The following is a 13463-nucleotide window of genomic DNA, read 5'->3' as shown; positions in this document are numbered from 1 at the left end:
GTGACGCGGGCCGTACCCCTCTCGGTTCTACTGAATTCCGGCCTCGGTGCACTTCGCGGCGAAGTCACCGGTGCACAGTTCCTCCTTGGTCACGTAACCGTCGGCCACCACGTCCTTGACGTTGTCGAGGTAGATGGCCTGCGGCTCCATGAGCTCGGCGGGGACGTCCTGCCCGCTCTCCGGGTCCTTGACGCTGGAGCTCGCCGTGGGCTTCTCGCCCTTGGCCAGCGCCACCGCCAGCTTGGCCCCGGCGTCGGCCTCCTTCTTGACCGCCTTGTAGACGGTCATGCACTGGTCGCCGGCGAGGATGTTCTGCAGGCCCTGGACGGTCGCGTCCTGGCCGGTGACCGGGACCTTCCCGTTGAGGCCGTTCTTCTTCAGGATGGTGATGGCGGCGTTGCCGAGACCGTCGTTGGCGGCCAGGACGCCGGCGATCTTCGGCTGCTCGGTCAGCATCTGCTCGAAGAGCGTGCCGGCCTTGGTGTTGTCCCACTCGGGCACCGACTCCTCGGGGCCCTTGACGTAGTCGCCGGAGTCGAACTTCGGCTTGAGCACACCGTCGTAGCCCTGCTTGAACAGCGTGGCGTTGTTGTCAGTGGGAGAGCCGTTGAGGTAGGCGACGATCGGCTTGTCCGCCTTCTTGTCCGTCAGGCACTTCGACAGGCCCTCACCCTGGAGGGTGCCGACCTTGGTGTTGTCGAAGCTGACGTAGTAGGCGGCGCCGCCGCCGAGCGTGAGCCGGTCGTAGTCGATCACGGCGACGCCCTGCGACTTGGCCTTCTCGATCACGGCCTTGCCGCTGCCGCTGTCCAGGTTGACGATCATGAGAACGGTGGCGCCGTTCGTGATCATCTGGTCGGCGATGGTCTGGAACGCCGTCTTGTCGTTCTGGGCGTTCTGGATGTCGTACTCGACGCCGGCGGCCTTGAACGCCTCTTCGAGGTACTTGCGGTCCGCCGTCTCCCACCGGGCCGAGGACTTGCTGTCCGGCAGGATGACGCCGATCTTGCCGGCCTTGGCCGCCGCCGTGGCCGACTCGGAGGTGGTCGACGTGCTGGTCTGACCGCCGTCGCCCCCGCAGGCGGTGAGACCGAGGGCGAGCGCGGCTGCCGCGGCGGTCAGGCTGAGGATCCCCTTGCGCATGGTGCAGGGTCCTTTCTTCCGGAGGGGCCCGGATGAATGTTGTTTGCGGCAACGTATTCCGGGACGGCCTGCTTTGGAAGAGGGTCGGGGCCGGGAGTTTGTTGTTTCCGGTAACAATCCAGAAACGCAGGCTCAACCTCCCGGACTCCTGGACGTCGAGGCCGGCAGATCTGGGAGTGCGGTGTGTCATGGGCCTGATGGTTCTCCTGTGGCGGCATGAGCCGCTTTTGAACGTGTTCAGCCAGCCGCGCTAGGCTGGCCCTACTCACCTTGGGGGAAGCCGGATGAAGATCGTGATACCTGGGGGGACCGGGCAGGTAGGCACCATCCTGAGTCGCGCACTGACCGCTGCGGGCCATGACGTCGTGATCCTGACCAGGCGGCCGGTGCACGATCGCGACGTCCGCTGGGATGCCGAGACACTCGGCCCATGGGCGAAGGAGATCGACGGCAGCGACGTAGTGATCAACCTGGCCGGACGCAGCGTCAACTGTCGCTACACGCCTGACAATCTGCGGGCCATGATGGATTCGCGGGTGCATTCCACCCGGGTGGTGGGCGAGGCCGTCGCGGCCGCCGTACGGCCTCCCAAGGTCTGGCTTCAGATGAGCACTGCCACCGTTTACGCCCACCGCTTCGACGCCCCCAACGACGAGGTGACCGGCGTGCTGGGCGGCGCCGAACCGGGCGTGCCAGGCTACTGGGCCTACAGCGTTGAGATCGCGAAAGCGTGGGAGCGGGCGCAGGAACAAGCCGAAACCCCCCACACGCGCAAGGTCAGCATGCGCGCCGCCATGGTGATGAGCCCCGACCGTGGCGGCGTCTTCGAGGTCTTGCTGCGGCTCGTGCGCCTTGGACTTGGCGGCCCGGTCGCCGGCGGTGCGCAATACGTGTCCTGGATCCATGACCGCGACTTCGTCCGCGCCGTCGAGTTCCTGGCCGACCGGGACGACCTCGCCGGGCCGGTGAACCTCGCCGCTCCTGCCCCTTTACCGCAACATACGTTCATGCGCGTGCTGCGCGCCGCGTGGGGTGTTCCGGTGGGCCTGCCCGCAACGAAGTGGATGGCCGAGCTCGGCGCGTTCGCGCTGCGCTCGGATACCGAACTCCTGTTGAAAAGTCGCCGCGTCGTCCCCGGTCGCCTGCTCGAAGCGGGCTTCACATTCGACCACCCGCAATGGCCGGAGGCCGCCGACGACCTCGTGCGACGCCTGCGCGGCGGGCCTGGATCCACCATGTGAGCCTTGGCTCCCGGCACCGCGGCCGGGGGCGCCGCTCAAGCGGACAGGACCTGCGTGATCACGTTCTGCGCGATGAGCCCGGCGGCCGACACCGCGGCCACGACGAGCACGGCCGTCCGCGCCTTGCCGCCGTCGAGGTAGCGGCGCAGCGGCTTGGACACCAGGAATCCCAGCACCATGGGGACGATCAGGGTCGCGCCCGCCGACAGGGCCCGCCCGGGCAGTTCCCCCACGATCGCCAGGATGGCCAGCGACTGCACCGCGCTCAGGAAGAAGAACACGGCGAGCGTGGAGCGGATCTGGGGCCCCTTGGCGGTCTGGTAGACCAGCGCGATGGGCGGCCCCCCGATGCCCGTGGCGGTCCCGGTCACGCCCGAGACGAAGCCCGCCGAGGTGATGGTCACGCCGTTGCGCGGCACGCTCAGCGCCCTCGCGGTCAACGCCACCGCGACGAGCACCATGGCCGCCACGAGGAGGCCACGGGTGTATACGGAAACGTAGACAATGATGAACGCACCCAGGACGCTCCCCGGCACCCTGCCGAGCACCGCGAAGCCCAGCCCCCGCCAATCCACCCTGCGCCACTCGACGGCCAGCGTGAACAGCGGCAACGTCGCGTTGACGACCTGGATGGCGCCGGGCATCAGGTCGGGATCGAGCAGGGTGAGCACGGGAGCCGCCACCAACCCCAGGCCGAACCCGACGCTGCCCTGCACGATCGCGCCGATGAAAACTGCTGAACCACCAAGGATCAGCACCAATGCCGTATCAGTCACGCAGGAGAGTCAACCATCTTTACGCAGAGTTGCCGTTCAACCACTGAACATGACCGCGCTCGTGTAGTGTTCCTTAGACGCCGACGTAGCCTGCGGAGTATGACGATGAAGCCCAAAGCCACGACGATACGCGTCAGCGTCAAGACAAGAGATCGACTAGCTCGAATCGCCCGACAGGAGGGCCGGAGCATGACCGAGGTGCTCAACGACGCCATCGCGGATTACGAACACAAGCAGTTCTGGCAGGAGGTCAACGAACGGGTCGAGCAGGTCCAACGCGAGAACCCGGAGGGATGGACCGACTACCTGACCGAGCGCGAGATGATTCTCGGCTCGGCGCCGCGCACCCGTCGCATCGCGTCCGAATGGGAGGGCCTGATCACGATTCCCGAGGAGAAGAATGAAACTCACCCAAGGTGAGATCTGGTTCACTCGCTACGACAGACAGCCGGCAGGGCGCGAGCAGGGGTTCGACCGACCCGCGATGATTCTCAGCAACGACAGTTTCAACCGGTCCAGACTCGGCCTGGTCCTGGTGGCTCCGCTGACGTCACGAGAGCGCGAATATCCCACGCACATCCGGCTGGATCCTGGCGACACCGGACTGGCCAAGCAGAGCTGGGCAATGATCGAGCAGGTGCGGGCCATTTCCCCCGACCGGTTCGACTTCCTCGTGGGGCATGCGCCCGAGGAGGTCGTTGCCCAGGCGATCACTGTGCTGCTGCGGATGTTGTGAGAATGCCGCCCGGCGAAACCAAACTTCGCCGGGTGGCGTTGCCCATCGTGCCACACCTGGTCGTTGGCTAAGCTGCCGCTCGTGCGGTTCCCCCCGATCAAGCGCGCCCTTGTCCTCGCCGCGGTCCTGGCGGTCTCCCTGCCGCCCGCCCCGGCCGGGGCCGCCGTCCAGGATCCGTTCCGGGAGAAGGCGGGCAGACTGCCGGTCATCTCGTGCCCGGAGACGGCGATCAGCTCCGGGGGGATCCCGCGGACCCGGGAATACCTCCAGACCGTCGTCACGTGCCTCAACACGTCGTGGCGGGCGTACTTCGCGAAGGCGGGGCGGACGTTCGCGAGGCCCGTGGTGCGGTACTTCGACGAGCCCGCCGACCGGATCTGCGGCGGGGACTGGCCCGCGCAGGCGGCGGCGTTCTACTGCGTGGAGCGGCGCACGCTCGTCTTCCCGCTCACCGGGCCCTGGATCGAGAACCGTACGGACCTCTATCCGCTCAAGGTCGCCGCCCACGAGTACGGCCACCACGTGCAGCGCCTCATGGGCGTCGGCCTCCCCAAGACGCGTGAGAGCGCGGCGCGGCGCCGCTACGAGTTGCAGGCCGACTGCCTCGCGGGAGTGTTCCTGGGCAGCGTGCAGGGCTCGCTGGGGCGCACCGGGCAGGACTGGGCGGCCCTGGTGGAGACCGCCAGGGCAAGCGGCGACGACTTCGACGGCGTCCGCAGCCACGGCAAGGGCGTCAACCGGGCCCGCTGGCTGGAGCGCGGCCGCCAGTCGCTCTCCCCCGCCGCCTGCGACACCTGGTCCGCGCCGGCCGGGCGCGTCGCGTAAGCGGGGAACGGCTAAGGGGGAACGGCGAAGGAGGGAACGGCGAAGGCCGCCCGGCGGAGGGTGTTCCGCCGGACGGCCTCGTCGGTTCGGGTGGTTCCCCCGATGCGGGGCGCGTGAGGATCACGCCCCAACCCCCGGCCCCCGCCCGGCTCATGACCGGGCGGCGACCAGGAAGATCACTTGGCCAGCAGCGAGCGCAGGACGTACTGCATGATGCCACCGTGCCGGTAGTAGTCGGCCTCGCCCGGCGTGTCGATGCGGACGACCGCGTCGAACTCGACGTCGCCGGCCTTGACGTGCACGGTCTGCGGGATGCCGCCCTTGTTGAGCTCCTCGACGCCGGTGATGTCGAACGTCTCCTCGCCGGTCAGGCCCAGCGACGCCGCCGTGGCGCCCTCCGGGAACTGCAGCGGCAGCACGCCCATGCCGATGAGGTTGGAGCGGTGGATGCGCTCGTAGGACTCGGCGATGACTGCGCGGACGCCCAGCAGCGCCGTGCCCTTGGCCGCCCAGTCGCGCGAGGAGCCGGAGCCGTATTCCTTGCCGGCCAGCACCACCAGCGGCGTGCCCGCGGCGGCGTAGTTGACCGAGGCGTCGTAGATGAACGACACCGGGGCGTCGGGCTGGGTGAAGTCGCGGGTGTAGCCGCCCTCGGTGCCCAGCGCGATCTGGTTGCGCAGGCGGATGTTGGCGAACGTGCCGCGGATCATCACCTCGTGGTTGCCGCGCCGCGAGCCGTAGGAGTTGAAGTCCTTGACCTCGACCCCGTTGGCCTGCAGGTATTGCGCGGCCGGGGTGCCGACCTTGATCGAACCGGCCGGCGAGATGTGGTCGGTGGTGACCGAGTCGCCGACCTTGACCAGGACGCGGGCGCCGCTGATGTCCGTCACGGGCTCCGGCTTCTCCGGCATGCCGTCGAAGTAGGGGGCCTTGCGGACGTAGGTGGAGTCGGGGTCCCACTCGAAGGTGTCGCCGGTCGGGATCGGCAGCGAGCGCCAGTGGTCGTCGCCCTTGAAGACGTCGGCGTAGTCGCGCTCGAACATCTCGCGGCCGATCGAGGAGTGGACGACCTCGGCGACCTCCTCCGGGGAGGGCCAGATGTCGCGCAGGTAGACCGGCTGCCCGTCGCTGCCGACGCCGAGCGGCTCGGTGTCGAGGTCGAGGTCCATGGTGCCGGCCAGCGCGTACGCCACCACGAGCGGCGGCGAGGCCAGGTAGTTCATCTTGACGTCGGGGTTGATCCGGCCCTCGAAGTTGCGGTTGCCGGACAGCACGGCGGTGACCGCGAGGTCGTTGGCCTGGATGGCCTCGGAGATCTCCGGCAGCAGCGGCCCCGAGTTGCCGATGCAGGTGGTGCAGCCGTAGCCGACCAGGTTGAAGCCGATCTTGTCGAGGTAGGGCTGGAGGCCCGAGCGCTCGAAGTAGCCGGTGACGACCTGGGAGCCCGGCGCGAGCGAGGTCTTGACCCACGGCTTGCGGGTGAGGCCCTTGTCGACGGCGTTGCGGGCGAGCAGGGCCGCGCCGAGCATGACGTACGGGTTGGAGGTGTTGGTGCACGAGGTGATCGCGGCGATCGAGACGATGCCGTGGTCGATCTCGAACGACGTGCCGTCGGCCAGCGTGACGGGCACCGGCTTGTGCGGCCGGCCGCCGTTGGCGGTGGCGTTGGAGGCGGGCGCGTCGGAGGCCGGGAAGCTCTCCTCGTTGGCCTCGTCCACGCCGTCGCTCACGTAGTTCTCGACGTCGCGGCGCCAGGCGTGCTTCGCGTCGGACAGCGCGATGCGGTCCTGCGGGCGCTTGGGCCCGGCGATGGACGGGACGACCGTGCCGAGGTCGAGCTCGATGTATTCGGAGAACACCGGCTCGGGCGCCGACGGGTCGAGCCACAGGCCCTGGGCCTTGGCGTAGGACTCGACGAGGGCGATCTGCTCCTCGGTGCGGCCGGTCAGGCGCAGGTAGTCGACGGTCTGGCCGTCGATCGGGAAGATCGCGCAGGTGGAGCCGAACTCGGGGCTCATGTTGCCGATGGTGGCCCGGTCGGCCAGCGGCACCGAGGAGACGCCCTCGCCGTAGAACTCGACGAACTTGCCGACCACGCCGTGCTTGCGCAGCATCTCGGTGATGGTCAGCACCAGGTCGGTGGCGGTGGCGCCGGCGGGCAGCTTGCCGTTGAGCTTGAAGCCGACCACGCGCGGGATGAGCATGGAGATCGGCTGGCCGAGCATCGCGGCCTCGGCCTCGATGCCGCCGACGCCCCAGCCGAGCACGCCGATGCCGTTCTCCATCGTGGTGTGGGAGTCGGTGCCGACGCAGGTGTCGGGGTAGGCCTTGCCGTCGCGGATCATGACGACCCTGGCCAGGTGCTCGATGTTGACCTGGTGGACGATGCCGGTGCCGGGCGGGACGACCTTGAACTCGTCGAAGGCGGTCTGGCCCCAGCGCAGGAACTGGTAGCGCTCGCGGTTGCGCTCGTACTCGCGCTCGACGTTGCGCTGGAAGGCGTCGGGGTGGCCGAAGTAGTCGACGATCACGGAGTGGTCGATGACCATCTCGGCCGGGGCGAGCGGGTTGATGCGGGCCGGGTCGCCGCCGAGGTCGCGGACGGCCTCGCGCATGGTGGCGAGGTCGACGACGCAGGGCACGCCGGTGAAGTCCTGCATGATGACGCGCGCCGGGGTGAACTGGATCTCGACACTGGGCGCGGCGTTGGGGTCCCAGGAGCCCAGCGCGCGGATGTGGTCGGCGGTGATGTTCGCGCCGTCCTCCGTGCGCAGGAGGTTCTCCAGGAGGATCTTCAGGCTGTACGGGAGGCGTGCGGCGCCCTCGACGGCATCCAGCCGGAAAATCTCATATGACGCGTCGCCGACGCGCAGCGTGTCACGGGCGCCGAAGCTGTTCGCGGACACGGTGATTCGCCTCCTCATCAGACCGGTGTTCACTCAAATCCTGCCGCACAGCCGGAACCACTCGTACGTTAGGTACGCCTAACTCCACGGCCGGAGGCGGATGTCTCGACGTCAAGATATTACTAGGATATCTCGACATCAAGTTAAACCGGCGCGAGGCGCCAGAAGAGCAGGCCGATGATCGCCACCGACAGGAGCGGGGCCAGGATCTTCTGCTCGAACTTCTTGCCGGTCTTGATGCCGATCTTCCACGGCAGCACGAACTTCACCCCGAGCGGCCATAACACCGGGCAGCCGCGCTCGGTCATGCAGTCGCCGACGACATGGATCAGACAGCCGACGCCGACCGCGAGGCCGAGCCAGGCGTAGCCCACGCCGAGGGAGAGGAAGACGGCGTAGAGCCCGGCGGTCATGCCGATGTTGACCATCGCCGAGCCCAGCTTGTTGCCCGGGATGCCGACGCCGATCGCGCGCAGCGCGAGGCCGATGAGCAGCACGACCATGATGTCGCGGCCGATGGGATAGGTGTTGGCCAGCCAGTGCGTGCCTAACCCGAGCGCGACCGCGAAGGCCAGCGAATGGGTGGCCCCCCGGTGGCCGCCGGCCAGCCAGGACACGCCCTTGCTCAGCAACCAGGTGACCGGCCCGAAGGTCTGGGCGATCGTGGCGCTGGGATGGTCGAGGTCGGGCAGCATCGCCGCGCCCGCGCAGATGATGGCGCCGGCGATCAGCTCGGCGGGTCCGAGCGCGCCGACCATGATGCCGGTTTCGATGAAGCGGGAGGATTCGGTCAGCAGCGGCAGGGCGGCCAGTGGTGGCGCCAGCCCCAGCCAGGCGATGGCCCCGGTCATCGCGTGCGTGTGCCCCATCATGATCGGGACTGTACCTGCTTCTTGCCCGCGCTTCGCGCGGGCGGCTCGGTCGCTTAGACCCGTCGCCTTCCCTCGTCGCTCCGGTCGCTTCGCTCCCTGCGCTCCTCAGTCCAGGCGACGGCGCTCCCTCGCAACCCCCTGGCGCGCAGCGCCACCAATCCCGAACGCGCAGCGTCCCCCGATCCCGGGCGTGAGGCGTGAGGCGTGAGGCGTGAGGCGTGAGGCGTGAGGCGTGAGGCGTGGGAAGGTTCCGGAAACGCAGACGAGGTCGTCTCCACGGCGACAGCACCCCCCAGCCCTGCCGACGCGGAACGACCTCGTCTGCTCTGTTCAACGGCTCCATCCCCGATCCTGTTCCCCGATTTCGCAACTTTTTCGTGATCTGGCTCACGTTGACAGGGGGCTTGCTGTCGACACAGTAGCGATATATCGTTGATGCATCGAGAGCGAATCACGATATAGGGGGAAACCTATGAGTTCCGCACAGGCAGCGCCCGGCCCCTGGCCCGGCGCGCACGACTACAAGCGGGCCGCCCGCGAGGCGTTCAGGGCCATGTCCGACGCCTTCGAGGAGATGGGCGGTCACCGGCACCGCAGGCACGAGCACCGGCACGAGCACCGGGAGCGCGGCAGGAGAGGCGGGCCCGGCGGGCCGTTCGGACCCGGTGGGCCGTTCGGGCCGGGTGGCCCGTTCGGCGGCGGGCCGTTCGGCGGCGGCGGACCGTTCGGGCCCGGCGGGCCGTTCGGCGGCCACCGCGGCTGGGGCGGCCGGGGCCGCAAGGCCAAGCGCGGCGACGTCCGCGCCGCCATCCTGGCCCTGCTCGCAGAGGAGCCGCGCAACGGCTACCAGATCATCCAGGAGATCGCCGAGCGCAGCGAGGGCGGCTGGAAGCCCAGCCCCGGCGCTGTCTACCCGGCGCTCCAGCAGCTCACCGACGAGGGCCTGGTGATCTCCGAGGAGAGCGAGGGCCGCAAGAGCTTCCGTCTCACCGACGAGGGCCGCGCCTACATCGAGGCGCACCCCGACGAGGTCCGCACCCCGTGGGACGAGATGCGCCCCGACGTCGACGACAACGTCACCGAGCTGTGGCAGATCGGCCGCCAGTCGGCCTTCGCGATGATGCAGATTCTCCAGACCGGGAACGACGCACAAATCCGCGAAGCGCGTAAGACTTTGGTGGAGACCCGGCGCAAGCTCTACCAGATTCTGGCCGACGGCGACCCGGGCGACGAGTGACCCTGCGAGGCCCACGGAGCGAGGAGCCAGGCATGGACCCGAACGACCTCCGCATCGGCGACGCCGAGCGCGAGCAGACGATGGCCGCCCTGCGCGAGCACTTCGCCGAGGGCCGCCTGACCCGCGAAGAACTCGACGAGCGGCTGGACCACGCGCTGGCCGCCAAGACCGCCCGTGACCTCGCCCGGGTCACGGCCGACCTGCCCGGCTCCCAGCCCGCGGCCCGCTCCCGGGTGCCGGGATTCCTGGAGCCTCCCCCGCTTCCCGGCATGGGCGGCGACTGGCACGAGGCGATGCGCGCCCATCGCCACCAGATGCACCAGATGCACCACGACATGCGCCAGGCCCGCAGGGAGATGCGCCACCAGTGGAAGCACGGCCCGGCACGTCACCACCGGCACCACGGGCCGCACCCGTTCGTCGGGCTGCTCTTCGTGCTCGTGATCGTCGGTTTCGCGGTGGGCGGCTTCGGCGTCCTCAAGGTGCTGTTCGGCGTGTGGCTGGTGGCCATGCTCTTCAGCTTGGTCCGCCGGCGCGCCCACCACCGCGGCTGAGCGAGCCCGCGCGGATCGTTTTTGGGCCTTGACCCTGTCAGGGACGCCATTGATGATCTGGGCGGGTTTTCAGCCGACGGAGGGAGCCGCATGACCGAGCACGGCGCGTCGAACACGGTCGACCACCCGGGCCATGATCCGGCCCAGGACCTCGTGGGCAACCCGTTCGCCGCCGTGGCGCACGCCGACGCCCTGGTCCTCGACGCGGAGGGTTATCACGCCGCCTTCGACCGCGACCACGCCGTGACCGCCGAGCCGATGTGGAAGCTGGAGCGGGCGCAGACCTTCTACGAGCCGGACGTCGCGAGCTGGCGGGCCATGATGGACGGCGACTGGGCGGGCTCCCTCGCCCTGGTCGCGGAGATGGCGGGCCCGCTGCGCCGCTACTTCATGAGCCGGGTGCCGGTCAGGCGGGTGCGGGTGGCGGAGTTCCCCGTCACGGCGTACCTGCAGTGGGAGATGCACGTGCTGGCCGTGCGGGCGCGCGCGGGATCGCCGTGCCGGGTGCTGCCGGCCGCGCGGGTCGCGCACCTCGACCCGCTGCCGGAGCTGGTCGTCTTCGGCCCGTCCCTCATGTACGAGGTGCTCTACGACGAGTACGGCGGCTGCCGCGGCGGCCGCCGGATCACCGACGCCCGCGTCGTGGGCCCCTGCCTGGCGGCGGTGCGCGCGCTCTTCGCCGCCGGCGAGGACGTGCTCGCCTTCCACGAGCGCGAGATCGCGCCGCTGCCGCCGCCCGCCGTCACCGACGCGATGCGGGCCGCGGGGCCCGGCTACGGGCACCGCACCGAGGAGTTCAGGGTCTGAACAGCGCGCCGCCCGGCTCGTTGACGCACCGCAGCACCGGGAAGCCGGTCAGCGCGGCGGCGTCCAGCGCCTTCGCCGTGGTGACGTGGAAGACCGCGCTCTCGCCGGGCAGCAGCGTGACGAGCTGGTCGTCCACGCCCGCGGCCGGGTCCAGCCGGTCGGGGAAGAGCGCCAGCTCGCGCAGCACGGTGCGGGCGGTGACGGTCACCCGGTAGCCGTCCTGCGCGGGCGCGGCGTCGGCGTCCCAGACCGCCGGGGGGAACGCGACGGCCGGGTCCTCGGCGTAGAAACGCACCAGGCGGACCGAGCCGAGCCGGGCCGACAGCAGCTCGCGCGCCGGGTCGTCGGCCGCGGCCACCGACGGCGGCAGCGCCACCCTGGTCACCGCGCGCGGCGCCACGTGCACGGCGACGACCTCCTTGGCCAGCGGCTCGCCGGTCAGCCGGCGCCGGACCAGCTCCAGCTCGCCCGACCACGCCTGCGGGGCGTCGTTGACCACGGCCAGCTCGCCGTCGAGCATCGTGATCAGCCGGTCGGCGTAGGCGCGGCGCAGCGCGTGCCAGAGCGGCTTGCGCCGCCCGTCGCCGTCCACCGCCGCCCACGACGTCACCGGCCAGCAGTCGTTGAGCTGCCAGACGATCGTGCCCATGGTGTGCGGCATGAGCGCGCGGAAGCGCTCCACGCCGAACGCCACCGCCCGCGCCTGGTTGAGCTGGGTCAGGTAGTGCCACTCGTCGAACGTGCCCGGCCGCGGCAGGTGCCCGCCGAGCCCGCGCAGCAGCTTCTCCTGGCCGTCCACGGCCTTCTGGTGGGAGGAGCGCGGGCTCAGCGGCTCGTCGGAGGAGGCCCTGCGCAGGGTCGCGTACGTAGGCGGCCCCTGGAAGCCGAACTCGGCGACGAAACGCGGCCGGTAGGCGGCGTACCGGGTGTAGTCCTCGCGGTTCCAGACGTCCCAGATGTGGACGGTGCCGCGGGCGGGGTCGTTCGGCGGCAGGCCGGGCGCGCCCGAGTAGGGGCTGCCCGGCCAGTACGGCCGCGTCGGGTCCAGCTCGGCCATGATGCCGGGCAGCAGGTCGTGGTAGAAGCCCGCGCCCCAGCTGCGCCCCTGGAGCTTGTCGCGCCAGCCCCAGTCGGCGTGGCCCTCCAGGTTCTCGTTGTTGCCGCACCACAGCACCAGGCTGGGGTGCGGGGCCAGGCGGGTGACGTTCTCGCGGGCCTCGGCGGCGACCTCGGACCGGAACGGCTCCTCCTCGGGGTAGGCGGAGCAGGCGAACGGGAAGTCCTGCCAGACCATGAGGCCGAGCTCGTCGGCGAGGTCGTAGAAGTCGTCGCTCTCGTACAGGCCGCCGCCCCAGACCCGCAGCAGGTTGACGCCGGCGTCGAGGGCCTGCCCGAACCGCTCGGCCAGCCGCTCCCTCGTCACGCGGGACGGGAAGCAGTCGTCGGGGATCCAGTTGACGCCCCTGACGTAGACGGGGCTGCCGTTGATCTTGAACCGGAACGCCTCCCGTTCCAGCTCCACCGAGCGGAAGCCGATCCTGCCGTGCCACTCGTCCTCGCCGAGCCGTACCGTCAGGTCGTAGAGCGGCTGGTCGCCGTGGCCGCGCGGCCACCACAGGTCGGGGCGGGGCACCTTGAGCGCGAGCACGGCCGAGCGGCCGTCGATGCGCCGCTCGGCGGTGACCCCGGCGACCTCGGCCGACAGCGTGAGCGGCCCTTCGGCGGTGCGCTCGACCCGGACGTGCACCCGCACCGTCCCGTCGGCGTCGGCCAGAGGGCGCACCTCGGCCAGCCGGGCGCCGCTCCAGCTCTCCAGCCCGATCGGCCGCCAGATGCCGGCCGTGACCAGCGTGGGGCCCCAGTCCCAGCCGAAATTGCAGGCCATCTTGCGGATGAACGCGTACGGCTCGTCGTAGGCGCCCGGCCGCTCCCCGAGCGCCGCCCGCTGCTCCTCCGCGTAGGCGTAGGCGGAGCGGAAGGTGACCGTCAGCTCGTTGGCCCCGTGGCGCAGCAGGTGGCGGACGGGGAACCGGTAGGAGCGGTGCTGGTTGGCAGTGCCGCCCACGCGCACCCCGTTGAGCGTGATCTCGGCGACCGTGTCGAGCCCGCGGCACACGAGGTCCGTACGCTCGTGCTCGTCCGGCGACCAGGCGAACGTGGTGCGGTAGGTCCAGTCCCTGCGGCCGATCCAGGCCAGCCGCCGCTCGTTGTCGTCGAGATAGGGGTCGTCGATGAGCCCGGCGGCGAGCAGATCGGTGTGCACGCAGCCGGGCACGGTGGCCGGGACCCCGGTGATGAGATCCGCGGCGTCCCGCGACGACAGGGTCCAGCCGTCGTGCAGCGGACGGTGGTTCAAGGAGATCTCC

At 70.1% G+C, this 13463-nt stretch carries 12 protein-coding genes; 7 read left to right on the top strand and 5 right to left on the bottom strand.

The window, feature by feature from the left end:
- Window positions 1–27: 27 nt before the first annotated feature.
- The gene (locus ACBR40_RS17380) at window positions 28–1143 is read right to left on the bottom strand and encodes a substrate-binding domain-containing protein (RefSeq protein WP_344212314.1); all 1116 of its coding nucleotides are present in this window, start codon (window positions 1141–1143) and stop codon (window positions 28–30) included.
- A gap of 284 nt (window positions 1144–1427) precedes the next feature.
- Here ACBR40_RS17380 and ACBR40_RS17375 point away from each other — a divergent pair, with 284 nt between their 5' ends.
- Complete coding sequence (locus ACBR40_RS17375) at window positions 1428–2384, top strand: TIGR01777 family oxidoreductase (protein ID WP_371249391.1); 957 nt, start codon at window positions 1428–1430, stop codon at window positions 2382–2384.
- Between the two features lie 35 nt (window positions 2385–2419).
- Here ACBR40_RS17375 and ACBR40_RS17370 read toward each other — a convergent pair whose 3' ends face one another.
- Window positions 2420–3160: a sulfite exporter TauE/SafE family protein gene (locus ACBR40_RS17370; protein ID WP_371249390.1), complete on the bottom strand. Its 741-nt coding sequence runs from the start codon at window positions 3158–3160 to the stop codon at window positions 2420–2422.
- A 99-nt stretch (window positions 3161–3259) separates the two neighbouring features.
- Here ACBR40_RS17370 and ACBR40_RS17365 point away from each other — a divergent pair, with 99 nt between their 5' ends.
- From ACBR40_RS17365 to ACBR40_RS17355, 3 genes are all read left to right on the top strand, one after another.
- The gene (locus ACBR40_RS17365) at window positions 3260–3580 is read left to right on the top strand and encodes a CopG family ribbon-helix-helix protein (RefSeq protein WP_371249389.1); all 321 of its coding nucleotides are present in this window, start codon (window positions 3260–3262) and stop codon (window positions 3578–3580) included.
- Window positions 3561–3896 carry a type II toxin-antitoxin system PemK/MazF family toxin gene (locus tag ACBR40_RS17360; protein WP_371249388.1) on the top strand — a complete coding sequence of 112 codons (336 nt, stop codon included), beginning with the start codon at window positions 3561–3563 and terminating at the stop codon, window positions 3894–3896. The genes ACBR40_RS17365 and ACBR40_RS17360 overlap by 20 nt, the downstream gene beginning before the upstream one ends.
- An 81-nt stretch (window positions 3897–3977) precedes the next feature.
- Complete coding sequence (locus ACBR40_RS17355) at window positions 3978–4721, top strand: neutral zinc metallopeptidase (protein WP_371249387.1); 744 nt, start codon at window positions 3978–3980, stop codon at window positions 4719–4721.
- A 176-nt stretch (window positions 4722–4897) separates the two neighbouring features.
- Here the strand turns inward: ACBR40_RS17355 and acnA are convergent, their stop codons facing one another.
- The gene (acnA, locus tag ACBR40_RS17350) at window positions 4898–7627 is read right to left on the bottom strand and encodes an aconitate hydratase AcnA (RefSeq protein ID WP_371249386.1); all 2730 of its coding nucleotides are present in this window, start codon (window positions 7625–7627) and stop codon (window positions 4898–4900) included.
- A gap of 143 nt (window positions 7628–7770) precedes the next feature.
- A complete protein-coding gene (locus tag ACBR40_RS17345; RefSeq protein ID WP_344212327.1) occupies window positions 7771–8499 on the bottom strand; it encodes a metal-dependent hydrolase in 729 nt (242 codons plus the stop codon).
- Between the two features lie 472 nt (window positions 8500–8971).
- On the opposite strand from ACBR40_RS17345, the gene ACBR40_RS17340 reads away from it, so the two are divergent.
- From ACBR40_RS17340 to ACBR40_RS17330, 3 genes are all read left to right on the top strand, one after another.
- Window positions 8972–9736: a PadR family transcriptional regulator gene (locus ACBR40_RS17340; RefSeq protein WP_371249385.1), complete on the top strand. Its 765-nt coding sequence runs from the start codon at window positions 8972–8974 to the stop codon at window positions 9734–9736.
- Between the two features lie 32 nt (window positions 9737–9768).
- On the top strand, window positions 9769–10290 hold the full coding sequence (locus ACBR40_RS17335; protein WP_371249384.1) for a DUF1707 domain-containing protein: 522 nt from the start codon (window positions 9769–9771) through the stop codon (window positions 10288–10290).
- Between the two features lie 90 nt (window positions 10291–10380).
- Window positions 10381–11097, top strand: a complete 717-nt coding sequence (locus tag ACBR40_RS17330; RefSeq protein WP_371249383.1) for a DUF6879 family protein — start codon at window positions 10381–10383, stop codon at window positions 11095–11097.
- Here the strand turns inward: ACBR40_RS17330 and ACBR40_RS17325 are convergent.
- Window positions 11087–13453 (bottom strand): glycoside hydrolase family 2 TIM barrel-domain containing protein, encoded by a 2367-nt coding sequence (locus tag ACBR40_RS17325; RefSeq protein ID WP_371249382.1) that lies wholly within the window; start codon window positions 13451–13453, stop codon window positions 11087–11089. The two genes, ACBR40_RS17330 and ACBR40_RS17325, sit on opposite strands and share 11 nt — an antisense overlap.
- Window positions 13454–13463: the final 10 nt, after the last annotated feature.

Origin of the sequence: Nonomuraea sp. AD125B (assembly GCF_041402765.1) — a bacterium.
Lineage (GTDB): Bacteria > Actinomycetota > Actinomycetes > Streptosporangiales > Streptosporangiaceae > Nonomuraea > Nonomuraea bangladeshensis.
Note: the sequence above shows the minus strand (reverse complement) of the source record. Positions and strands in the feature narration are given on the sequence as shown.

What these genes read in the sequence shown, in the direction of transcription:
- ACBR40_RS17380 (WP_344212314.1), bottom strand. Translation starts at nt 1,143, where the DNA reads ATGCGCAAGGGGATCCTCAGCCTGACCGCCGCGGCAGCCGCGCTCGCC.
- ACBR40_RS17375 (WP_371249391.1), top strand. Translation starts at nt 1,428, where the DNA reads ATGAAGATCGTGATACCTGGGGGGACCGGGCAGGTAGGCACCATCCTG.
- ACBR40_RS17365 (WP_371249389.1), top strand. Translation starts at nt 3,260, where the DNA reads ATGACGATGAAGCCCAAAGCCACGACGATACGCGTCAGCGTCAAGACA.
- ACBR40_RS17360 (WP_371249388.1), top strand. Translation starts at nt 3,561, where the DNA reads ATGAAACTCACCCAAGGTGAGATCTGGTTCACTCGCTACGACAGACAG.
- ACBR40_RS17345 (WP_344212327.1), bottom strand. Translation starts at nt 8,499, where the DNA reads ATGATGGGGCACACGCACGCGATGACCGGGGCCATCGCCTGGCTGGGG.
- ACBR40_RS17340 (WP_371249385.1), top strand. Translation starts at nt 8,972, where the DNA reads ATGAGTTCCGCACAGGCAGCGCCCGGCCCCTGGCCCGGCGCGCACGAC.
- ACBR40_RS17335 (WP_371249384.1), top strand. Translation starts at nt 9,769, where the DNA reads ATGGACCCGAACGACCTCCGCATCGGCGACGCCGAGCGCGAGCAGACG.
- ACBR40_RS17330 (WP_371249383.1), top strand. Translation starts at nt 10,381, where the DNA reads ATGACCGAGCACGGCGCGTCGAACACGGTCGACCACCCGGGCCATGAT.